The organism is Reticulibacter mediterranei, from assembly GCF_016587455.1.
Genome location: NZ_BNJK01000001.1, coordinates 8,664,294 through 8,686,106 on the forward strand (window position 1 = coordinate 8,664,294; position 21,813 = coordinate 8,686,106).

The 21,813-nt window shown below is 51.6% G+C and carries 20 protein-coding genes and 6 pseudogenes; 14 read left to right on the forward strand and 12 right to left on the reverse strand.

The window, feature by feature from the left end; genetic code table 11:
* Positions 1 to 109 precede the first annotated feature (109 nt).
* Positions 110 to 943 (reverse strand): IS6 family transposase, encoded by an 834-nt coding sequence (locus K3T83_RS37200; protein ID WP_220208371.1) that lies wholly within the window; start codon positions 941 to 943, stop codon positions 110 to 112.
* Positions 944 to 1,368: 425 nt separating this feature from the next.
* Here K3T83_RS37200 and K3T83_RS58110 point away from each other — a divergent pair.
* Positions 1,369 to 1,590 (forward strand): annotated as a pseudogene (locus tag K3T83_RS58110) (IS630 family transposase); the annotation flags it as partial.
* 258 nt (positions 1,591 to 1,848) lie between these two features.
* On the forward strand, positions 1,849 to 2,787 hold the full coding sequence (locus K3T83_RS37210; RefSeq protein WP_220207959.1) for an aminoglycoside phosphotransferase family protein: 939 nt from the start codon (positions 1,849 to 1,851) through the stop codon (positions 2,785 to 2,787).
* Positions 2,788 to 3,085: 298 nt separating this feature from the next.
* On the opposite strand, the gene K3T83_RS56575 is transcribed toward K3T83_RS37210, so the two are convergent.
* The 3 genes and pseudogenes from K3T83_RS56575 to K3T83_RS37230 all read right to left on the reverse strand — a co-directional run bounded on the left by K3T83_RS56575 (position 3,086) and on the right by K3T83_RS37230 (position 5,484).
* Positions 3,086 to 3,706 (reverse strand): hypothetical protein, encoded by a 621-nt coding sequence (locus tag K3T83_RS56575; protein ID WP_236065073.1) that lies wholly within the window; start codon positions 3,704 to 3,706, stop codon positions 3,086 to 3,088.
* Positions 3,707 to 4,150: 444 nt separating this feature from the next.
* A pseudogene (locus K3T83_RS58650) lies at positions 4,151 to 4,880 on the reverse strand (transposase); the annotation flags it as partial.
* Positions 4,881 to 5,088: 208 nt separating this feature from the next.
* A complete protein-coding gene (locus tag K3T83_RS37230) occupies positions 5,089 to 5,484 on the reverse strand; it encodes a hypothetical protein (RefSeq protein WP_220207962.1) in 396 nt (131 codons plus the stop codon).
* Between the two features lie 105 nt (positions 5,485 to 5,589).
* On the opposite strand from K3T83_RS37230, the gene K3T83_RS37235 reads away from it, so the two are divergent.
* A complete protein-coding gene (locus K3T83_RS37235; protein ID WP_220207963.1) occupies positions 5,590 to 5,763 on the forward strand; it encodes a hypothetical protein in 174 nt (57 codons plus the stop codon).
* A 519-nt stretch (positions 5,764 to 6,282) separates the two neighbouring features.
* Here the strand turns inward: K3T83_RS37235 and K3T83_RS37240 are convergent.
* Both K3T83_RS37240 and K3T83_RS37245 read right to left on the reverse strand, forming a co-directional pair.
* A complete protein-coding gene (locus K3T83_RS37240) occupies positions 6,283 to 6,423 on the reverse strand; it encodes a hypothetical protein (protein ID WP_220207964.1) in 141 nt (46 codons plus the stop codon).
* Positions 6,424 to 6,575: 152 nt separating this feature from the next.
* A pseudogene (locus tag K3T83_RS37245) lies at positions 6,576 to 7,193 on the reverse strand (transposase); the annotation flags it as partial.
* Positions 7,194 to 7,761: 568 nt separating this feature from the next.
* Here K3T83_RS37245 and K3T83_RS37250 point away from each other — a divergent pair.
* From K3T83_RS37250 to K3T83_RS37285, 8 genes are all read left to right on the forward strand, one after another.
* Positions 7,762 to 10,458, forward strand: coding sequence for a winged helix-turn-helix domain-containing protein (locus tag K3T83_RS37250; RefSeq protein ID WP_220207966.1), 2,697 nt, complete (start codon positions 7,762 to 7,764; stop codon positions 10,456 to 10,458).
* Between the two features lie 96 nt (positions 10,459 to 10,554).
* Entirely contained in the window at positions 10,555 to 10,860 is a 306-nt protein-coding gene (locus tag K3T83_RS37255; protein WP_308441702.1) for a DUF8691 family protein, read from the forward strand.
* Positions 10,857 to 11,867 (forward strand): NAD-dependent epimerase/dehydratase family protein, encoded by a 1,011-nt coding sequence (locus tag K3T83_RS37260; protein WP_220207967.1) that lies wholly within the window; start codon positions 10,857 to 10,859, stop codon positions 11,865 to 11,867. Before K3T83_RS37255 ends, K3T83_RS37260 begins: the two co-directional genes overlap by 4 nt.
* A 38-nt stretch (positions 11,868 to 11,905) precedes the next feature.
* Positions 11,906 to 12,349 (forward strand): hypothetical protein, encoded by a 444-nt coding sequence (locus K3T83_RS37265; RefSeq protein WP_220207968.1) that lies wholly within the window; start codon positions 11,906 to 11,908, stop codon positions 12,347 to 12,349.
* A gap of 84 nt (positions 12,350 to 12,433) precedes the next feature.
* Complete coding sequence (locus K3T83_RS37270) at positions 12,434 to 13,747, forward strand: phytoene desaturase family protein (RefSeq protein ID WP_220207969.1); 1,314 nt, start codon at positions 12,434 to 12,436, stop codon at positions 13,745 to 13,747.
* 28 nt (positions 13,748 to 13,775) lie between these two features.
* Positions 13,776 to 14,237 carry a nitroreductase family deazaflavin-dependent oxidoreductase gene (locus tag K3T83_RS37275; protein WP_220207970.1) on the forward strand — a complete coding sequence of 154 codons (462 nt, stop codon included), beginning with the start codon at positions 13,776 to 13,778 and terminating at the stop codon, positions 14,235 to 14,237.
* Positions 14,238 to 14,266: 29 nt separating this feature from the next.
* Positions 14,267 to 14,731: a hypothetical protein gene (locus K3T83_RS37280; protein WP_220207971.1), complete on the forward strand. Its 465-nt coding sequence runs from the start codon at positions 14,267 to 14,269 to the stop codon at positions 14,729 to 14,731.
* A 64-nt stretch (positions 14,732 to 14,795) separates the two neighbouring features.
* Positions 14,796 to 14,963: a hypothetical protein gene (locus tag K3T83_RS37285; RefSeq protein WP_220207972.1), complete on the forward strand. Its 168-nt coding sequence runs from the start codon at positions 14,796 to 14,798 to the stop codon at positions 14,961 to 14,963.
* A 26-nt stretch (positions 14,964 to 14,989) separates the two neighbouring features.
* Here the strand turns inward: K3T83_RS37285 and K3T83_RS37290 are convergent.
* From K3T83_RS37290 to K3T83_RS37300, 3 genes and pseudogenes are all read right to left on the reverse strand, one after another.
* Positions 14,990 to 15,937: pseudogene (locus K3T83_RS37290) on the reverse strand (IS3 family transposase); the annotation flags it as partial.
* 38 nt (positions 15,938 to 15,975) lie between these two features.
* Positions 15,976 to 16,023 (reverse strand): annotated as a pseudogene (locus tag K3T83_RS58655) (hypothetical protein); the annotation flags it as partial.
* Positions 16,024 to 16,182: 159 nt separating this feature from the next.
* On the reverse strand, positions 16,183 to 16,794 hold the full coding sequence (locus K3T83_RS37300; RefSeq protein ID WP_220207975.1) for a tetratricopeptide repeat protein: 612 nt from the start codon (positions 16,792 to 16,794) through the stop codon (positions 16,183 to 16,185).
* A gap of 114 nt (positions 16,795 to 16,908) precedes the next feature.
* Here K3T83_RS37300 and K3T83_RS37305 point away from each other — a divergent pair, with 114 nt between their 5' ends.
* Positions 16,909 to 18,228 (forward strand): hypothetical protein, encoded by a 1,320-nt coding sequence (locus tag K3T83_RS37305; RefSeq protein WP_220207976.1) that lies wholly within the window; start codon positions 16,909 to 16,911, stop codon positions 18,226 to 18,228.
* A 429-nt stretch (positions 18,229 to 18,657) separates the two neighbouring features.
* On the opposite strand, the gene K3T83_RS37310 is transcribed toward K3T83_RS37305, so the two are convergent.
* Entirely contained in the window at positions 18,658 to 18,954 is a 297-nt protein-coding gene (locus K3T83_RS37310) for a hypothetical protein (protein WP_220207977.1), read from the reverse strand.
* Positions 18,955 to 19,121: 167 nt separating this feature from the next.
* On the opposite strand from K3T83_RS37310, the pseudogene K3T83_RS37315 reads away from it, so the two are divergent.
* Positions 19,122 to 19,637, forward strand: a pseudogene (locus tag K3T83_RS37315) (tetratricopeptide repeat protein); the annotation flags it as partial.
* A gap of 672 nt (positions 19,638 to 20,309) precedes the next feature.
* Positions 20,310 to 20,483 (forward strand): hypothetical protein, encoded by a 174-nt coding sequence (locus tag K3T83_RS37320; RefSeq protein ID WP_220207979.1) that lies wholly within the window; start codon positions 20,310 to 20,312, stop codon positions 20,481 to 20,483.
* Between the two features lie 31 nt (positions 20,484 to 20,514).
* Here the strand turns inward: K3T83_RS37320 and K3T83_RS37325 are convergent, their stop codons facing one another.
* Positions 20,515 to 21,297 (reverse strand): IS6 family transposase, encoded by a 783-nt coding sequence (locus tag K3T83_RS37325; RefSeq protein WP_220207980.1) that lies wholly within the window; start codon positions 21,295 to 21,297, stop codon positions 20,515 to 20,517.
* A 34-nt stretch (positions 21,298 to 21,331) separates the two neighbouring features.
* Positions 21,332 to 21,604, reverse strand: a complete 273-nt coding sequence (locus K3T83_RS37330) for a hypothetical protein (protein ID WP_220207981.1) — start codon at positions 21,602 to 21,604, stop codon at positions 21,332 to 21,334.
* Positions 21,605 to 21,813 lie beyond the last annotated feature (209 nt).

A 21,813-nucleotide genomic window follows, 5' to 3' on the forward strand; every position in this document is an offset into this window, starting at 1 on the left:
ATGTATCAGGAAGATCTCTACATCATCGCCTACGAGCGGATCAAGTCCAAACCCGGCAATATGACACCGGGTTTGGACTTGATCCGCTGGATGGTTGTGTTGCAAGAAGTTAAAAGAGGACAAAATGAGGAGGGAATGACTCTGCTTGTTGAGTTGAGACTGCCACTCCAAACAGCGTGGCAACCAATGCGACCAGCCCCTTCACATCTCCTTTTGCCACGCCTTGCACTTGCCCCTTCCTGATCATATTCATGATCTCGAATCCTTGAAGGGTTCGCCAGGCCGTCTTCAACGAGACAAAGCCCATCCCTGGCTTGGTCAACCGTTTGATGAAGCGGTGATCTTGTTCGACCAGATTGCCCCGATACTTCACTTGCCTCAGTTCAACTGCGTTTGGAAGGATTTCAGCGGCTTTGAGTTCAGCAATCGCTTTGGGATACGCAGCGTTTTTGTCCACATTGATCACACGGGGCGTCAGTCTGGTGGAGGTTGTAGTCTCAGCCGGAGCTATAAGCAGAACTACCAGCTCCTCGATCGGACATGTCTGAGGCGCTGAAGAGGCAGAGGTGTGCAAAACTTTACAGAAAAAGCGTTTGGCCGCTTCGGCGTCGCGCGTCGGACTCAAGAGAAACTCCAGGGTCTGACCATCTGAATCCACTGCCCGATAGAGGTACATCCACGCTTTCTTGATCTTGATGTAGGTTTCATCCACCCTCCATGAATCATTATAAGCTTTAAGATATGGCCGAGCTCGCTTTTCCAGTTCTGGAGCAGAGTGTTGGACCCAGCGGTAGATCGTCGTGTGATCGACGGAGAACCCTCGCTCAAGCATGATTTCTTCGAGGTCCCGATAACTGGGCGCATACCGCAAGTACCAACGAATACAAAGGAGAATGATCTCGGACTGGAAATGACGCCACTTGAAGAGCTTTTGATCTTGGATGTTCATGCGGGGATCTTCGTTTCTTCCCACTGTACCAGATCAGTTTTATGTTTGCAACACAACCCCACAAGGTGATCAGGGCTTTCCAATTCTCCCATCTAGCAGGAGTGCAGAGGGCGGCAGCCCTTTGCCGGGGTGCGGGGTGTCCCCGCAAAAACCTTTTTTCTTCTCTTTTGCGCGCCGCCGCAGGCGGCGCGCGAAGGAGGGAAGGAAACTGGGGACGCCCCAGGCCCCGGCAGGGAGACCCCTGCACCCCTTTGAGCGGAGAACTGGAAAGCCCTGACAAGGTGATGCGCCTCCTTTTCCACTGCATGGGAGTGCTTGCACACAACATCCTCTGCCTTTATTCCCGGCGTCTTCTCGTGAGATCCTTGGACATCTGAGAAGTTCATGTTTTCTTTGGCACAGTCAGAAGGGGACAATCTGGGTTGCATCTGCTCTTCTTGCCATCGCATTCGCCCGAACTTCAGCCTGCTGAACGCTTGTGGCCGCTCTCCAATGAGCCACTTGCCAATCGGGTCTTCAATTCTCTTGACGAGTTGCAAGACGTTCAAGCAGAGCGCTGCCGCTGGCTCCAAGCTCATCCTGAAATCATTCGTGGGCGGACCTCCTTTCATTGGTGGCCTTCTTCTTTAGATACTACTTAAACGGATTTGATATTATCCATTGTGCGTCCACTCGTCCAGGGAGATCCCGAGTAGTTCGGCCAGTTCCTTCGTCGTCTGAAGGAGGTATCTAGCGACTTCCAGCTGAGTGAGATGATACGCATGTTCCTCCTCAAAACACCATCTCAATATATCTGCAATTCTCTCTCTCTATTCGGCTCTTCGACACATTCGATGTGCCTCCTCGGCCTGATTTTGCGCTATAATAGCACCAGTTTCAATCAAAGGAGCGAGAAATAATTGTACAGCAACATCCCCCGTTCCGAGGAATACCAACATCGTCTGCTTGAGTTCATTAGGCAGGAATATGGAATAAGCGCCGCCGTACTAGCTCCCGCAAAACGCGGCTATTACGGTGAAACGTGGCGGCTGGACGCTACGACTAGCAGCTATTTTCTAAAACTGGTTTACCCCGCCGCGCATAAAGCCGTCTATGAACGCAGCTTTTCTCTCATCCAGCACCTATGTGACCACGGCATTGACTTCATCAGCCGAATCGTAAAGACAAAAGACGACGACCTGTCCACACGATTTGACGGCGCAATACTCGGCGTTTTCGACTGGATTGACGGTGAAAACAGAGAAACAGACGCGACAAAAATCCCGGAATATCAAATGCTGGCGAAGGTCTATGCAGTTCCGTCTTGTGGCGTTCCCATTCGACGTGAAGATTTTTCGGGCAAAAGTGCCGATACGTTCTTCGAGCAGTGGAACGTGCTGGATAACATACAGATTCACTCACTGCTTGAGAAAAATCGCGCCAAGTTGGAGCAGAGAGCCAAGAGGTTGAAATACTTTGCCGAGCTGTGCCGAGATGACACAGCGGACTTCTTCATCACCCACGGCGATGCCGGAGGAAATCTGATTGTGAACGGCGACAGGTACTTCATCGTGGATTGGGACACCCCCATCCTCGCGCCGCCGGAACGTGACGCATGGGTCATGTGCAGCCGAGATTGGGCAAGGGACGCTTTTTATAAGGCTCTGTGTCAGAACGGCATTAGACACACCCTTCGTTTGGAGCGGCTGGCGTATTACTGCTATCATTTTTTCTTTTTCTATCTCACCGCATACCTCGATGGGTTCACGCAAACTGACACTATGCGGGAGATTGAAGAATACATTGACGGCTGGATAGAGGGAAGTATTCAATACGCAGACACAAATAGTCAAAGTTAAAAAATGGTTTTGGGACATATTCGGTGTGCTTACTGACTTGACTTTGTGGTAGAATAGCATCAGTTCCAATCATTTGAGTTATCTGGAGGCATTCCATCGATCTCACCCCCTGTTTTTGCCTTTCCTTCAACGGTACGCCTTGAGACCATCGAGGTCCAGGATCAGACCATCATCGTCCATCTTCAGACCGCCTCATTACGTGCTCTTTGCCCACGATGTGGGACGCTAGGCTCTCGGGTCCATAGCCGCTATGTCCGCACCATTGCCGATGTCACCTTTGGCGCACGGCGCTTGATACTCAAACTGTTGGTGCGCAAGTGGATCTGCTGTGAGGTTTCGTGTTCCCAACGCATTTTTGCAGAACGGCTCCCTGGACCGGTCCAGCGGTATGCACAGATGACAGATCGGCTGGTAGAAGCACTTCAATCTGTGGGAGTGACAACGAATGGAGCCGATGCCGCACGGATTGTTCTCGCGGACCCAGGCGTAGATGTGCGCGGACATCGAAGGCAACCACTTCTCCCAGCCCAGGGACCTCTTCTTTGAGCGCAGCAACGGTGGCAGCAAGCAAGTCGGTGAGCAAGGTGCGGTCCAATTGACGGAGCTTCTCGCCAAACCAATAGCGCGTGGGAAGCGTTGCCTCGACATCAAAGCCGTAGTTGGCGCTTGGATCAAGCTGGAGGTCAAAGCTCAGTTCGATGATGAGCAGAGGATGCTTGCACAAAAAGTCACGCAATTGCGAGGCTGCGATCAAGCCTTCTCTGATCCGTAGCAGAAAGGCTTTGAGGTAGGCCGTGAGGGAATGGTGGTGAGAGCCATAGCAGGCTGAGCGGCAGGCAAGCCAACGATCAACGACAGACCAGTCGAAGAGAGCAAAGAAGGCGCGGTATTCTTGAACAAGTGGGTCAACATCGAGCATGGAGGCCAGAGTGGACTGGTCAAAGCGAACAGATGCAGGTATCTGAACTATCGACTCCTTCGTGTGGTGGATGTGGTTTTTTAATACTCTGCACGAAGGGTTTTTCTTCTCGCAAGAGGGAAAGGACGTTTATGCTACAGGAGCGGGAGTCGTTTCAGCGAGAAGTTACTTGCTCGATTCTTGCTCAACCAGCAGATGAAGCAATGAGGGACGTGTTCGTGTCCTGATCGAGAAAAACAGTGGATTTCCATTGGAAAGTTACTTGCTCGTGTTTTTGGGGAAACACTGCTCGATCCAGAATCGAGAAAATTCCCTATTTCTATTCATGAGTTACTTGCACCCCTCGAGTAGGCAATTGCAAGCGGAGATAGCAATACTCGCAAAGAGGAACGGAAATCGCGTGGCAACGATGATAATCGCGAGTAGGTGATTGCAAGACGATACAAACGCGGCGTCAATCAGATAGCGTCCTCGTCCCAGCACACAGCTTTGGTAGGCTACGGCCTTGGGCGAGTGGGCTTTGCGAAAAGGCGCTTGCAGCAACATGCCTTTGCTGCGCAAAAAGGCTTGCAAATCAGGGAGCCAGTAATTGCAATCACCCAAGACGACTCCTGTGATACCTTCCAGCAAGAGAGGCGCCATGGTCCCATCGGCTTCATTGGCCGGAGCCAGACACAGACGCGTGAACACGCCGGGCCAACTGAGTTGGGCATGCAAACGAAAACCGTAAAAGGTCTGTCGATCCGCATGATCTTTGCCATAGCGAGCTTCTCCACGGAAGCGGACACACCAGGGAGCGCGCAAAATGGCAGACGGGTGCCGGCCCGCTGTCCACAATCGACACATGGGGATCATAGCTGATCATTTCGTCGCGCAGCCAGCACCACACGCGCTCTTTGATGGCCCACAGATTGGCGGCTTGCCGCACAAAGGTCGTGCGATGCAGGTCCTTCAATGCTGGGGAAAAGTGGGTGTAGTGACGCTGAAAGTAGTCAAAGAGGGCTTTGTCCTGCGACAAGCCCAGGTAACTGCCTACGACCTCCATCGTGATCGCCTCACTTTCCGAGAGCTTGGGAGCAGGGCCTCGTGCTCGTAATCGTTGACCTTTGATAATCATAGGTACCATCTCGTCAATCATACAAAAACATGTGATCATAAAATCGTCCAAGTTCATGGAGCCTCTCCTCAGAAGTTGTTTAGGTTTTTCTGAGAATACTCCATGAACTTTTTCTCTGGCAAGCCTAACTTGCACATTGCGTCAGTTAATAATGCGTGCTGCTGTCATTTTCTCTCTTCCTCATGATGAAGCTCCTTTTCTCGCCTGCGTTACGTTATCTGTTGTAAATGTTGAGATTCGATGAGGGAATTTTGTGATGTACAGGCTATCTTTTGGCCAAATTTGCAACCAGATAGTACCCAAACCATACCGCCATCAGCCCATGAACTATTAAGTCTCCGATGCCGTCAGAGCTTACTGTTCCTCTAGAAACCATCTGCTGCACCGCAACTGCTACGACTCCAGCGTTAATAAATGTAAAACCGGCCAGTAGTGACCTGAGCGCTACCTTATCACCAACATTTCTGGCCATAAACGCAATGATCGCTGTGCCGGCTTGAAATACGCCTGTGGTTTGAGCCATAAATGCGCCGTCAGCATTCAGCGAAGTTAAAAAGCTACCTACGAACTGATGCGGGGCTAACGCCTCTGCTAATCCGCTGATTCCTGCCAAAAATGCATATACGATGAGTAGTGCCTTTAGGCTAAAAAACCATTTCATATTATTTTAATTCCTTTCGTTACGGCTTAATATTATTGATCTGAACCGAGAAAACTAAAGAGAGCAGCCAGCGTGGGCGAAACACTGGCGAAGGACAGATTTCCGATGTCTCAACCGTTCTTTGGCACGACGCACTTCCCGTTGGACGCGTTGTACATCAAGACAACAAACATTCTTCAGTTCGACCCGTTTGAGCAGATTCCAGACTCCTTCTTGAGGATTGAGTTCTGGCGCATAAGCAGGCAGGCGTTCAAGAGCAGCGCGCATCTGCTACAATGAATGTACAGGAGGAGGGAGATGGGAACAAGTACGCAAATCTATGTGACTGAAAGGTGGAGTCAAGAAACGGCTCTTGACCACTTCCGTGGTGTACGGTTGGATGTCAGTCATTTTTTTGCAACGAGCTGAGGGTGGTATTCACCCGATTTCGTGGAGTTATCTTCTTTGAAGATGAAGCGAGACATGGAAGCATGGGCGCTCAAGGCCTATTCGTCTCAGGAAGTTAGATGGTTTTGTGGCGAAGTGGAGCTTCTAGGAGTTGCCTCCCACTGACGACGAAGCAAAGCTGTCAATTGCCTGCCGTTCCGATCCAGCATCCGTTTGCTCAGTAAGTGCCGATCCGTACCCGAGGTCTGGTCTACCTTCGCTATGAAAACACGACATCATCGGCGTGACGTAGACCAGAGGCACTCATAAGGCAGTTACTCCCAAACAGGCTGCTAAGCCAGGAAGTAACGTCTCCCAATCTAGGCAGCAGTGACCCAGGCAGACGAGGAGAGGGAGCATCTCCCTCTCCGCTCAATCTTCGCTCTTGCCTGCCTCCTCATCAATGGAGATGCCAAGTAGATCAGCGAGTTCTTTGGTCGTCTCAATCACGTAATGAGCGATTTCGGGACGAATCAGATGATAAGCATGTTCCTCCCCAAAACACCATCTCAACAGTTCTCGTCATCAAGACAGACCACTTCTCGCCACGTACTTGCAGCTGGTGGGCGCGCCGCGCAAGAGGGCTGATAACGGGTCGAGAGCACGTGGTCAACGATGGGGAGCCATCCTGAGCATCCCTCTTGCTTCGTGATGATCGTTTGCGCTCACGCTGCACTTCCCGCTGTTTGTTCTGAAGTGACGGCAGGCTTCAAAAAGAAATATCCTCCAGCACCATAGCATAGGACCAATAATAAGGGAACTCCTCTGGTCATTACATCCTTTTTACGGATACCTCTCACCGCTATGATGCGGGCATGCGCCGCGCCGACTACCTGGATGACGATACGTACCATCTCGACACTCGATAGTGGTGCCATGTCCATTGGAGGAGTTGGGGATGCACGGATATGTCGTGCCGTTGCAGACGTTGGCGGAGTTGCATACAACTCTGCATCTGGGTCCATCGATGGAATGTTCGACGTTGACCGAGAAAAAGAACCAAGTATTCCTACAAGAAAGAGCAGCAAGGCGAATCTTGCTCTACCGAATCCCGCTCCTTTGAAGTACTTCAATTTGTTCACACTACCTTCCGCGCTTCCATTGCTGTGAGGCAAGGTAAGACCGACCAGGACGGCAGCTTTGTCGCGCTCAAAGTTGCGAACCATGCGGTGCAGTTCCCGAATCTGGCTGCTCCGAACCTGCTCTAGCCAAGCGTCTGATCGTTCACCTTCGCCATCGCGAAGGATAGTCATAAAATTCTGAGTCAGCTCATACACCCGGTCAGTAGTTGGACTGGCCTAGCGAATGGCAATGAGTTCAGCACGCTTGGTCTCATCCAAATCAGAAAGATCGCGCTTGGAGAACCAGACAGCTTTTTGTGCAGAGAACACATGGTCATCTCCTCTATATCTATTTATGGCTATCTAACGCCTCTTGTGGAGTTTTTTGTTTCGGAGGAAAAGCTCTGCTATTTGTGTCATTTACTCATAAAAGATTGGAGGTTTTGACATGTTGAATTTGACATGAGTTTTGAGATTCCTCAAGAAAAGGCTTCACGCTTACGCCTCTCATGCAAGCTGCGACGAAATAAGCTGAACCATGTGTGCCGAAAAACGGTCGATAATGAGAGAGTTTCCTCCTGTCTCTTCATGCGAGGAAAATAGCCCTGGGAGAATCGCTGCCTATCTGGTATACTTCTCCTCAAAGGGGACCATGATGGGCTTGGATTGATCGGTGGCGAATTCCCTCTACTGATCCTGGAGGGGTAATGCTGGTGCATGCATCAGTGGTCGAGGGAGAGATTCGCGCGAAACATACAGAGCACTCCATTTCAGGAAAGAGAACCAGAACATGCCAGAGTCACACCTGATTATGACCAAGTTTACGGTTCCATTTTTGCGCACCCAGCTTCTTGCACGAACGCACCTGATTGAGCAGCTCAATCAGAGTTGCGGGCTTCCCCTGGTCCTGCTTTCAGCCACGGCTGGCTTTGGGAAAACGACGCTCCTGTCTAGCTGGGCCAGTCAAAGTACGCGACCCATTTGCTGGCTCTCGCTGGATGAACTGGATAATGATCCAGAGCGCTTCTGGGCTTCTGTCGTTACCGCACTCCAGGCAGGTTCCCTTGTGACGGCTGGAGACATGATCAGGGCCAGCCATCAGAGCCAGCCTCCGTTTCTTTCCGTCCTGACCTCGCTCATTAACGATCTGGCGGCGAGCCCGTTAGAAACGATCTTCATTCTGGACGACTATCATGTCATCCAGGAGCCAGCCATCCACTCCTCGTTCGCGTTTTTGTTGGATCACGCTCCCGCCTCGCTGCATGTTGTCCTTTCCAGCCGGGTTGATCCCCCACTGCCCTTATCCAGGTGGCGAGTGCGCGGACGAATAGCTGAGATCCGCGATACCGACTTGCGCTTGAGCGAGGTTGAGACGGCCAGCTTTCTCAGTCAAGTGATGGGCCTCTCACTGTGGGAAAAAGAAGTGCAGCAACTCTTTGAGCGAACTGAGGGCTGGATCGCCGGCGTGCAATTGGCAGGGCTCGCACTGCAACGAACCGCAGATCAGGCTATCTGGGTTCGCTCATTTCGTGGCAGTCATCGCTTCATCCTGGATTATGTGCAGGAGGAAATTCTCGCTCGGCAACCTCCTGGCATCCAACAATTTCTGCTTCACACGGCGATCCTCTCAGAACTGAACGCCGCCTTATGTCAGGCGCTGACCGGGGAGGCAGGCGGGGAGCAGGCGAGCCAGGGAGTGCTGGAAGCGTTGGAGCGAGCGAACCTCTTTATCGTTCCTCTGGATGAAGAGCGGCGCTGGTATCGCTATCACGCTCTCTTTCGTGAAGCCTTACTCACCCACCTTCGCACCACCACGCCCGAGATGCTTCCACCCCTGCATCGACGCGCCGCCACCTGGTATGCTGCGAAGGCTCGTTGGGCTCTGGCTATTCCTCATGCACTCTCCGCCGGAGATGAAGGCTATGCCGCTGACTTGATTGAGCGCTTCGTTGACCCGGACAGTTTTCGCAATGAATATCACATGCTGCGCCGCTGGTTGGCTGCTCTTTCCTCGGAAACCCTACGCTCGCGACCATACTTGAGTTCCATCTATGTCAATTCGTTGGTGTTCACGAGCGTTCTTTCGTCACAGATTCTGGAGTTGGTAGAGGAACCCTTGCGATGGGCAGAGCAGGGATTTCGTGAAGCCGCTGATGAGGCTGGGCTTGGCGCAGTCCTGACCATGCGGGCAACGCTGCTCACCTTCCAGGGGGCATTCGCGGAAGCCTGTGCTCTGGCCCACAAGGCATTGCCTTTGCTTTCCGAGCAGGAGCAGCGCTGGCGTGGGCACTGCCTGTGCCTCCTGGCCCTGGAAATGATCATCTCCGGTCAACCAGACCACGCCCACCCTCTCCTCTTGCAGTGTAGAACCCTTCTGGTAAAGACTGGCTCACTCCCGGCCTCGATCCTGGCGCTCATTATACTCGGGGAGGTGTCGCTGAGCCGAGGAGATCTGCGGCAGGCCGAAAGCTTCTTTCGGCAGGCGCTGGCTCACTCCCACGAGCATGAAGACCCTGTCCGGTGGGGGAATAGAGGCAGCTATTACGAGCGCCTGGCATACTATGAGCTGACTCAGCTTTTTTATGAATGGAATGACCTTGAGAAGGCGCAGCAGTATCTGCAAGAGGCTTTGACCGGGGCAGCACATCCCTGGATTCACATCCTGACCCCTGGGATATTGCTCCAGATACGTCTGCTGTGGGCGCGGGGAGAAGTTGAACAAGCACATTCCCTTATGCATATGGAAGCCTCACGACAGTCTCGACCGGAAATCCTCCAGGAGATCCGCATGGCGCAGGCCTGGCTGGCGCTCAAGATGGGAGAGAGAGCCATCGTCGAGCAGTGGTCTTCATCCATCTCACAAACCGCAGAACACCCCTTTGCTCATGTTCGTCGAGAAGAGGAGAGCTTGCTGCTCGCGCGTCTACGGATCGCAGAAGGTCAGCCGCAGGCAGCCCTTGACTTGCTCAGCCAATGGAAACAGCAGGCCAGGGTGGCACATCGCGGTTACAGTGAACTCCAGATTTTGCTGCTTGAAGCGCTTGCCCATGAGCAGGCCGGGGTGGCAGAGTCAGCCAGGGCAGCGCTGCTTGAGGCACTCACGCAGGCCCGGCCAGAGGGCTATCAACGCCTCTTCCTTGATGAGGGAATCAGGATGGAGGCACTGCTCAAAAGCCTCTTGCCAGATCTGCGAGACAAAGCACTGGCTTCTTACGTGCGGGTTCTCTTGCGCGCCTTTGTCACAGCGGAGGCGCTAGCAGATGCGCCTCCCGTTGACGCAGCTTGCGGGCTTGTTGATCCGCTGACGGCACAGGAACAGCGTGTCCTCCAACAACTGGCACAAGGGGCATCCAATCAGGAGATTGCCGATGCGCTGGTAATCCAGCTTTCGACGGCCAGGAAGCATATTTCCAGTATTCTCAGTAAACTGAGCGCCGCCAACAGAACACAGGCAATTGCGCGTGCACGGGAATACGGCCTGCTCTAACACAATGGTATCCCTTTGTTTACCTCCCGCTTTCTTCTCCTCTTGAGAAAGTAGCTTTTCGGACGATGCTCTTGAGGCAAGTGAGTCAGTATCCTTGTGAAAGAGCAACCACACGAAACGGAGCAGAATATGTACTATCTCATTCGTATCAAAGAACACCTGGATGCAACCTGGCAAAGCTGGTTCGACGATCTCTCGATCCAACACGAGGAAACTGGTACCACCCTGCTTTCCGGCAATATCCCCGATCAGCCAGCCCTCTATGGGATTATGCTCAAACTTAGCCAGATAGGAGTGACCTTGCTCTCCGTTGAGGCAGAAGAGTTGCACATACCCGCAAAAGACGGGGTCTCTCAGTCCTTTGCGGCTCAGTCAAATGAAGAAAGGAAAGAACAGCAATGAAAGTACTTGTTGCTGGAGCAAGTGGGGCTCTGGGCACTCCCCTGACCCAGGCCCTCATCGCAGGAGGACACGAGGTGCTCGGGCTGGCCCGTTCCCCCGAGAGCATGGACCATCTCACTTCCCTTGGCGTTCATCCCATCCTGGCAAACGTGATGGATCGCGACGACCTGCTTAGAGCGGTCTCGGGGGTACAAGCTGACGCAGTTATTCATGCGCTGACCGCACTCAAGAAAACGCCTCTGCGTCACCAGGATATGTCTGCCACTGACGCGCTGCACGATGTTGGCACCACGAATCTGCTTGCTGCCGCCAGGAAGGTAGGCGCACATAGGTTCGTCGCGGAGTCGATGACGATGGGCTACGGCTATGGGGACTGGGGTGCCCAGATCATGACTGAGGATTGTCCCTTCGCACCGGCTGGAAGCTCTTCCCAACTGGAACGGCACGTGGCGGGATTCCGCTCATTGGAGCGGCAGATCTGGGAGGCAACCCGGGAAGGCTGGATCGAAGGCGTATCTCTGCGCTATGGAGCTTTTTATGCGCCGGGTTCTCTCGTTCCTATTCTGGCATTGCTGCGCCGCCGGAGCCTGCCTCTACCCAATGGAGGCCGCGCGGTTACCTCCTGGATTTATCTGGAAGATGCGGCCACTGCCACAGTAGCAGCCCTCGAACGGGGTAGGGCTGGAGAAGCCTACAACATTGTCGATGACGAACCGGTGCGCAATAAGGGCTTCTTTGCGTTCCTGTGCCAACAGGCTCATCTTCCCGAGCCTTTCACGCTGCCAGCCTGGATGATGCGACCACTCGCCCCCTACGCGACCGACTTCTTCGCCACCTCCATGCACGTCTCCAACGCGAAGGCGGCTCGCGATCTCGGTTGGAGGCCGGTGGTTGCCCCGACCTATCGCCAGGGCATTGCTCAGGCTCTTGAGGCGCTCAAGGAGCAAAACAACGTAAAAAGCTCAGATAAAGGCACACAACGCTCCCTGCCCCCTGCATCTCGTTAGCGCTGCTATCTTCTCTATGCAAGGAAAGAAGGAATTGCATGAAAATCACAGATCTGTGGACGCGACTGGCTCAATTCGTCCTTGCAGTGAACGTGCTGTTCTTTGTGGGGACCTCGATGGTGATCCTCTTTTCGCCCCATACCTTCCAGTCCATCGTTCAGTTTGTGCCTTTCAATCGTCACTACCTCGGCGATGCTGGCATTTTCCAGTTAGCGGTGAGTCTTGGCCTGCTTTGGGCGCTACCTGATCCGAGCAGGAGGGTCGCGCATATCTGGATCGGCACCATTGCCAGTCTCATGCATACCACGAACCACGTCTATGACCTGCTCTTTGTCAGCACACCGCCGCTCTTTGCTCTCTGGCTGCCCCAAACGTTAACGCTGCTGGTCCTGGCGCTCAGCTTGCTGATTGTCGCCATAGGGTGTAGTCGGCAAGCCAGGGTCCTCAAGCGGACAGAAGCCGGTCTGGTCCAGACCACGTAGTCAGGGCAAGAGGAAATAGCGAAAAAGATGGAAGCATATGGAACCAACTCTGTTCTCTACACTTTGCAATAAGGAGATCTTCTCATGGAATCTTTCCCGACATCTTCCGATGTGATCGTTGTGGGCGGCGGTATGACCGGGCTTGCCGCCGCTATCTATCTGGCGCGAGCAGGCAAATCGGTGACGCTCTTTGAGAAGGCTGCAAGCCTGGGTGGGCGAGCAGCTACCTCAAATCATGATGGCTATCTGTTCAATCGAGGAATCCACGGCCTCTACACTGGAGGAGCGACAGAGGAAGTCCTCAACGAGTTGGGGATCACCTATACGTATGGAAGCCCGAAAGAGACCTTTTTGCTGCATGAGGGCCAGATTTTTCCTTTTCCAGCCAGTGCGTCCGCGCTTTTGGGCAGTCATCTGCTCAAGCTGGGTGATAAGTGGGAGCTGATGAGCTTCTTCGGCACCTTGTCACGCATTCAAGCCGAGAGCCTCGCCCATATGAGTGTGCAGGAATGGCTGGAACGCACGATCAAGCATCCTGTGGATCGTCGGATTCTCGCTTCGACTGCCCGTGTGTTTACCTATTGCTCCAATCTGGATCTGGTGAGTGCGGAAGTGTTTGTGTTCAAATTGCAACTCTCGCTCAAGCACCCGGTCCTCTATATTGATGGCGGCTGGCAGACGCTGGTCGATGGGCTGTACCAGGCGGCTCTCCAGGCAGGAGTATGCATCAGAAGTGGCACCCGTGTGACCGCTGTTCGCACCCAGGATGGTCAGGCCAAGGGAGTGCAACTCCTGGATGAGAGCGTCGTTGCTGCCTCCTGCGTGATCCTGGCAACTGGCCCGGATGACGCGGCAAAACTGGTGGAGGCAGGAGCCTATGCGCCCTTACGCGACATCGTTGATCCCCTCATTCCAGCCCGCGTTGCCTGCCTGGATGTCGCCTTGCGCCATCTTCCTGAGCCGCGTTACCCGGTCGTTCAGGATCTAGAGCGTCCACGCTTTCTCTCGGCGCAATCGGTCTACTCGCGCATAGTTCCAGAAGGAGGAGCAATGATCTACACCTTCAAAATGCTTGATCCTATGCAACTCAGCGATCCCAAGCAGGACGAACGAGAATTGGAAGACCTGCTCGACACTGTGCAGCCAGGGTGGCGCGAGGTGCTGGTGAGGCGAAGCTTCCTTCCGCATATCGAGGCCGTCGGCATGCTTCCCACAGCTCGCGGTGGCGGCTATGCAGGCCGACCGGGGCCAGAAGTCCCAGGCATTGCCAATCTCTACGTGGCCGGTGACTGGATCGGCTCCGGTTTCCTCTCAGATCCCAGTATGGGGAGCGCGCGCCAGGTTGCGCAACAGATCCTCGCCAGCGAGAAGCAGGCGGGAAAGCCCGAAACGATGTAACTCTCCGGGAGAGAAAGAGGAGGTACATATGGCAAAAACATCTAAAGTCCCGATGTTTGTACATCTGGGAAATCTTCTGACATTGACCTTGCTGCGCGCGGGCTTCAAGCTCGTAGGACCTTTCATTTTCTTTGGGAACTATCCTATGTATCTGCTCACAGTGCGGGGGCGCAAAAGCGGGCTGCCGCGCACGGTCGCGCTAGCGATTATTGAGCGCAATGGGAAGCGCTATGTGGGTTCGGTGTATGGAATCGTCGATTGGGTGCGCAATCTGCGTGCAGCGGGAGAGGCAGTACTCACGCGTGGGCGTCGATCTGAAACAGTCCACATCAGAGAACTGCCTAAAGATGAGGCGGCCCTCGTGCTGCGAGAAGATATCAAGGGCGGCAACCCCTTCGCTCGCTCCTATGGTGTCACCGCAGACTCTTCACTGGAGGAATTTGAGCGTGCGGTACTCACCCATCCAATCTTTTTGGTTGAAAGCAAATAGCGCAGATAGCAAAGAGGAGGTACTTCCCTATGACTCAAACATTTGCCGAAATCTTGATTTTGACCCCATCTGTCCTTAACGCTGGGTATCTGGTGTGGATTGCAGACGTGCTCCAGCAGATTATGAACGATCTGGCCGAAGCCTCGTTCGGACGTTTCATGCCGTTGTTGTACAAACGTGGGGTCGGGTCGGTGTATGCCGTCGTTACATCGAGCATTACCTTTGTTGCTATGATCCCCTACTTCATCTTCTACGGTTTCAACCATTGGTGGTTCATAGCGGGCTTGATCTTCTTTTTGTTGTCCTCGGTTGCTGGAAAGGTTTTCAATCTCCCAATTTACAGACGGCTTCTTGTTCTTGCAAAACGTGATCTGTCTCAACCAGATATAGTTCAGCAACTCAGGGAGGATCGTCGGAAACTTCAGATGGCGAACTGGGTGCGTGCATCGATCTGCGTGGTATCCATAGTGCTCATGGTGATCCAGTTCGCCTAAAGGCCCACGCTCGGTGCAAGTCGCACCTTGATCCTCCCCTTTTGTGAAAGGGAGTTGCTTCGATGTGAGCGAAGCAACTCCTCTTTTGTTGCAGGAAACGAACGTTTTTGGCACTCAGCCGTTTCTTGCCCAGATGAGCAATAGAGAAGCGCTCTTGACGGGCTTGGTCATGCTTGGTGCAGAGCGAGCAACCAGAACGACAGCAGAATGGAATTCACCCAGAAAAATGTAGTTGATAAATGTGAAGATTAACTCATCCTATTTTTCAGAAGCCTGCTCGAAAGCAAGCGGACTGATATACTGTAACGTCGAATGCAAACGGATGGGGTTGTAAAAACATTCGAGATACTCGAAAATGGCTGTACGGGCCTGCTGCCTCGTCTGGAAACGTATCCGATTGGTACACTCTTTCGCGAGGGTAGCGAAGAACGATTCCATGGCCGCATTATCCCAACAGTTAGCCGTGCGACTCATACTCACTTCAATTCCGTACTCCTGTAACGCGGTTTGATAGCGATCACTGGTAAACGCAGTGCCCCGATCACTGTGATGAAGCAAATCCGATCCAGGCTGTCGTCTGGCTACAGCCATGCGCAGCGCCAGCTCGGTGAGCGCGGAATCTTCGCTTGCTGCCATCGCCCATCCGACCACTGTGCGCGAGAACAGATCCAGAATAATTGCGAGATAGAACCAGCCCTCAGCAGTCTCGACAGCTTTGGTATCTGTGACCCACTTGGTATTGGGTGCATCTGCGCGAAACTCTCGTTGGAGCAGATTGGGAGCAAAACGGGCATGGGGATCGCTTTTCGTCGTCGGTTTATGCGAACGCTTCGTCTGAGCTGACAAGCCGAGTTCGCGCATCAAGCGTGCGACTCGTTTGCGAGCACACTGGATGCCTCGTTCCTTGAGCAGTGCATGAAGACGTGGACTGCCATAGATCTGACGGTACTCCAGAAAAAGCTGTTGGATTTCGGCGGCTAAGCGGGCATCCTCTCGGCAGTGTACAGAAGGCTCTCGCTTCTTCCAGGCAGAGTAGCCACTCTCAGAGACCTCAAGTGTCTGGCAGAGCACGGTGACTGGATACTGCTGGCAGTGCTCTGCAATGAACGGAAAGGTCAGAGCTGGCCGCGCGAGAAGATGCCCAGCGCTTTTTTTAATATGTCGCGCTCCTGTCGTGTAATTTCCAGTTCTCGCTTTAAGTGGCGGATTTCTTCCTCTTGTGGAGTCTGGTGACCGCTTCCTGGAAAGGCCTGCGCTCCGTGCTCGGAAAACTCCTTACACCAGTGATGCAATGTGCTATCAGCAATGCCTAGCTCTCGCGCAATGCGGGATCATGGGCTTGCCACTGGTGCTTGCAAGATGCACTGCTTCTTCTTTAAACTCTCGTGTAAACGTCCGTTGTTTCTTTTGCATGATCCTGACCCTTTCTGGAGACGTCCACTTTCTCAAGTTTACCTTCCACATTTTTCTGGGTCAAGACCAATGTGTCCCCAGCAGTCTATCCACCTCAGCTCAACATCCATCGGTCTCAATTCGCTGGCGCGTTTGAAATCACTTGATGCCTGTTCTCTCTTCTCTAAACCGAGTAAAATCATTCCTCGATCACGATAGGAACGATCATCGTACTGATTAAGGGACAGCGCGTGGTTGAGATCCGCTAGCGCCTCCTCGTAGCGGCGTAAGTAGTTATAGGTAATGCCCCGCTCATAGTAAAGATTCTGATATGCTGGCCGCAGTTTGATTGCTTTCTTCAGAGGTAAAAGCATTTGCTCGTAGGCTTTCTCACGATAGCGTTGGCGGGCAAACGCCAAATACGCCTCTGCAAGTGATTGCTGGACGATTTCCTCCGTTTCTAGACGCGTGCAAGCCTTTTCATAGTACACTATCGCTTTGCTCTCATCCGAGTACCGATAGAGGTCTCCTAGCTGCCACCAGTATAATGCTTCTGTTTCTAAGGTGTAATCAGGAAGGGGCGGAAACCATGTCCATCGGGAGCGCCCGGCTCCTTCTTGGGCTAGATATTCTAAAGCAGCTCTGGTCAGATTGGCTCCTCTCAGTTCCAACCACTCGCGACTCCACGAAAGTGGGGCGGGCTCACTTGCTAAAATAGAGGATATAATAGTAAATATGCCGTAATCATAGAACTGACATCCTTTCCATCGAAGGAGCAAACGCTGATGAACACAGTTGTTTATTACCCTCATATTTACCCTACCACTGAATGGCTAAAGATTGCGGCGCTCTGCTGGGATAAGGTTTACAGACTCCGACCACATGGCTGGCGTCATGACCCACAAACTATACAAAACTTGAACAATGCTCTTGGGGGGCTTCTCGTCGATATAGACCTTGAGAAGGCAGCAGACCTGGAAGTCCAAAGACAGTTCGAACAGTGGATTGATGCGCGAGGAGAAAAACTGAAAACTGGAGCGCTCCATTCGGAGGCTCGTAGTCTAAGCCAAGCATTACGTGAAGCAAATCCCATCATTGTTTCAGGAGAACTTGCACGCTCTTCTGAAGCATCTGTTGAACATAAAGCAGTAGATAGTATGTTTACTACTATTCATGGGGGCAAGATGGGCATGCAGCGAGGTTTTCTTGATCTTTTAAGGAAGCATAACCTTGCGTGGACAGAGACTCATGCTATTAAGGCTCAGATTCCCGATTGGGAGGAGGAAACCTATCTGCACAATAAAATGCCGATAGAGGCTCCTTTCGAGGTATCACGCCCCAAGCCTGGATCAGCGCATGAAGCATATGCAGAGTTACGGGAACAAGCTTGGAAGAAAAAGGTTGCTGGTGACTCTAGGGGCGCAGAGATGTTCGAGAAAAAGGCAGAGCAGATTTGGCAGCAACATCTTATCACTGTCGAAGAAACCCAGTCTATCATCCATCTTCCGAAAGATATTGCACTCTATTATTTGTCGCTGTGTGCATCGAAGGCGGCTCTTGAGGCAAAGCGCGATCTCGTGGCTGATGGCGAACAATTTACTGATATCGTTTTTCATGATTTTAGAACTATTCAGGGAGAAGTAGCGGCATCGGTTCTTCAAGCGTATCTTCCCAAAAACTTCTTAACTATGGAACAAGAACGTCTAGCAGAATTTCGAACAGAGTTTGCGACACAACGCTTCAAGTATGAAAAGGAAATCCAAGCACTTGTGAATGAGTTTGCTGATGTGGCTTCTGAAGGACAATTAGATGTCCTCAAAGAGAGAGTGATAGATATTGCAAAAGAACGAATTGAGGAGACAAAAAAGGTCTATACGCGTGCTAAAGTAGAGATGGTCATCAGTACTTTTGGGTTGTCACTCACGCCTCCGGCTCTTGCTGCTTCTCTTGCCTCACTCTTAGGGATGGGTATTTTCGCTCCTGTTGGGATTGGGGCTGCACTCTCCCTCTTTGCTGCCAAATCGCTCCTAGATTGGAAGAAAGCAACATCAGAAAAGCTCAAAAGCCCTTGGTCATACGTGCTTGATATAGCAAAGATGAAGTAAATAGTATGACGAAATGAACAGTACCCTGAGTTTAGAATGCGAGAGTGGTGCAAGTAGCTTGCAGCAGCACGAAATTGGTCGTGAATTGGTTCTCTTCTATGAAACTACCATAATTCTTTGCTAATGACAAAGAATTATGGCAACGGGACTGACTAATATGGCAAGGTACACTATGAGCTATTCCGTTACCAAGGGCATCAACGAGTTCAAGTATCGCAGGGAAAAATCCTTAAAGTACAATCTCACTTAGTAAGGGAGACAACGAAGAAAGGCTTTAAGATACACATAGCATGTTTTCCACGCTTAGCAGAGATTACCAGACTTTTTCCACGTTGACTGTAGAGCTATTCCATGCTTGCGATGATCTTTTGCGTCATTTGACACTCATTCTATTCCACGCTTACAATAGAACGCACACTCTCTCTCGGCTCAGTTTTCGCTCTTGCCTGTCCCCTCATCAATGGAGATACCAAGGAGATCTGCCAACTCTTTTGTCACCTCAACTACGTAATGAGCGATTTCTGGCCGAGTCAGATGAGAGACATGTTCCTCCTCAAAACACCATCTCAATAGATTTGCAAGGTTCTCTCTCTTCTCGGCTCTTCCTGCTGTTTTTTCGTGATCGTGACGGTCCTGGTTGGCGCTCGTCAAGAGCCACTCTGCCGCTCGTGTGGCACGGGCAAGGGAGCAGAGCTGACTCTCTACAAGCCAGAGCCAAGCAAGCATTGTGGTGCGCTCCCTTCGTCAAAGGCAGGCATCTCCATGAAAATGGGCCAAGACCAGCTTGAGCGAGAGTTGCTTTCCTCCCTCCAGAATCAAAGCTGGTAGTTTGGGATCATCAATGATCTGCGGAATCCACTCATCATGCTTCAACTTAAAGTAACTATCAGAGAGCGCTTGCTCTCTCTGAGGAGCAGTTGGGAGTCTCTCATCCCGATACGGCTCCGTGCCTGAATAATCTGGCTGCTCTCTATAAGCGTCAGGGCCGTTATGCCAAGGCAGAACCGTTGTATCGGCAAGCGCTTGCCATCCGAGAGGAACAGTTGGGGACTACGCATCTCGATACGGTCACCAGCCTGAATAATCTAGCTACTCTCTATGCGAAGCAGGGTCGTTACGTTGAGGCAGAACCATTCATGCTACGGGCTGTCACGATTTGCCTTGCGTCTTTAAACATAGAGCATCCTCAGAGTCAACGGATTCTAGAGAATTATTTGACGCTCTCTACCTACATACCAACGGAGATGTCGAAGCACTCCTTCGCCTGCTTGTCCGACAAAAGTACGATGACCCCCAAGAGGAAGAACCTTCGCCCTAACATAGAGACGAAGAGATCCCCTCCTGGTTGCTCTGCATACTGCTTGCTCCCTACACTCAGAAGAGGGAGAACGAGCGCACAAGCAGCGTGACTTGCTCCTCTGATACCCCTTCTGGCTGTGCCAAAGAAAACGTGAACTGCACAGGTGTCCAAGAATCTAAGGATCAGACGCCAGGAAGAAGGGAGATGTGAGCGAGCAGGAGCAAGAGAACGTGGGTTTCCCTTGCAGTGTGAGCGGAAAACTTCGCTGTTCTAGCATCGTCTCTTGCCACGTGAACCATTTTCTTGCGGCGACGTTTTATTCTCTAATAAGGCAGATCTTCTTGGCGATAACGCCTCTCAGGAGAAACTACACTACCTATGCGTTTGAGATGCATCTGAAGACTGTTCACCTCGCTCTTCGGTCAGATGATGAAGGATACTGTTTCTCTTTCCTGATTGATGGTTTGGCTAGGGTTAGACAAATGCAGAGGAATATGCTACTATTTCTGCATGAAGAGCTGCTAGATATTTGTGTAACAAGAGAAGGGGAATGATATGGAAAGATAATAAAATCATTAGGTAATATTGTCTTCCAAAAATACCTTTTATGACTTAGACCAATAGAGAAACACAAAAGCTTGTGACATATTCATGTTTCGCTTTCAAGTAGCTTTGGTCAAATAGAGGTTTGTACAGTGTATCTTCTGCACAAGCCTCTATTTAAGCATTATTCTTCTGATCTTAGAAGCATAACAAAGCCGATGCTTTTGACGAGCAGGGCATGGTCAGTTTGTTTGCATCCCGGCCCCGCAAACAGCCACAGGAAACGGCGCGGAGCTTGCCGCCAGATATGCGGCAATTGATTGTTGACCTGCGCGTCGAATTACCGACTATGTCTTTGCGCGAGATCGCGGAGATCTGCGGGTTGTGTTGCAAGAAATATGGGACGAAATAATTGAGTGTAGGATGAGGCCTTCTCGACCTTCTTAGGCAGCCACTCCAAACAGTTCAGAGATCAATGCCATCTGGCTTCTCACATCACCTTTCGCCACTCCTCGCAGTTGTCCCTTTCTGATCATGTTCATCGCCTCATATCCTTGTAATGTTCGCCACGCTGTCTCGAACGAGGAGAAACCCATGCCCGGCTTCGTCAAGCGTTTGATGAAGCGATGATCTTGTTCAATCAGATTGTTGAGGTACTTCACCTGTCTCAATTCCACATACTGAGGCAGGACTCCAGCGGCTTTGAGATCGGCAATCGCTTTGGGATAGGCTGCATGCTTATCCGTATTGATGACTCGTGGGGCAGACTCTGGTGTGGAGAACCCCACTTTCCTCCCCATTTGCACGTTATCCAACTCGGGTGAAGCCGTTGAACAAGCTGAGGGTTGGAGAGCTTTGACAAAGAAGCCTTTGGCCGCTTCGGCATTGCGTGTCGGACTCAAAAGAAACTCCAGGGTGTTCCCCCGAGAATCGACGGCTCGATAGAGATACACCCACACTTTTTTGATTTTGATGTACGTCTCATCGACTTTCCAGGAGTCGGTGAACCCTTTCAAATGAGGTCGGCAGCGCTTCTCCATCTCGGGTGCGTACTGCTGTACCCAACGATAAATGGTGGTATGATCGATGTGCAGACCCCGTTCGAGCATTATTTCTTCCAGATCCCGATAACTCAGCGCATACCGAAGATACCAACGCACACACAGCACAATGATCTCGGGCTGGAACTGCCGCCATTTGAAGGGATGCTGACTCTGGTTGCTCATACTGGAAGTCCTTTTTGGCTGGTTTCCGTTCACTCTACCAGATCAGCTTTCTTCTTGCAACACAACCCAAAAAGGGGCAGACAGGCTTAAATCCGTCTGCATCTTTAAACTCGATTTTATCCGGCAACTTTGAGGTCAGAGTACCATCTTCTGCAACAAGAAGGGTCTGCGTTGGTTCAATAGTTGTTTTGCCTGTGCCTCGGGGATGTACGTCATTTGGTCCCCAGCGGAAACTATCACATGGTATCTTTGAACGGCCTAAACGAGAGAAAGCAAGAGGGGGATAAAGCCATAATTCTTGTACCATAAAATAAAAACCTTTCTGGATAGGATTTAGATGGAATATAGAAATTTTGCGCTAAGATTATTGCTTGAAATAACTTATTGCAATTCTCACTAATGATATACAAATTTTTATGAAACATGACAATGATATCATTAGAGACTTATGTTACAAATAATATGTAATCCAGTGTTCAATATATCTTCCTTTACACTCTTTTATTTCACGCAAAA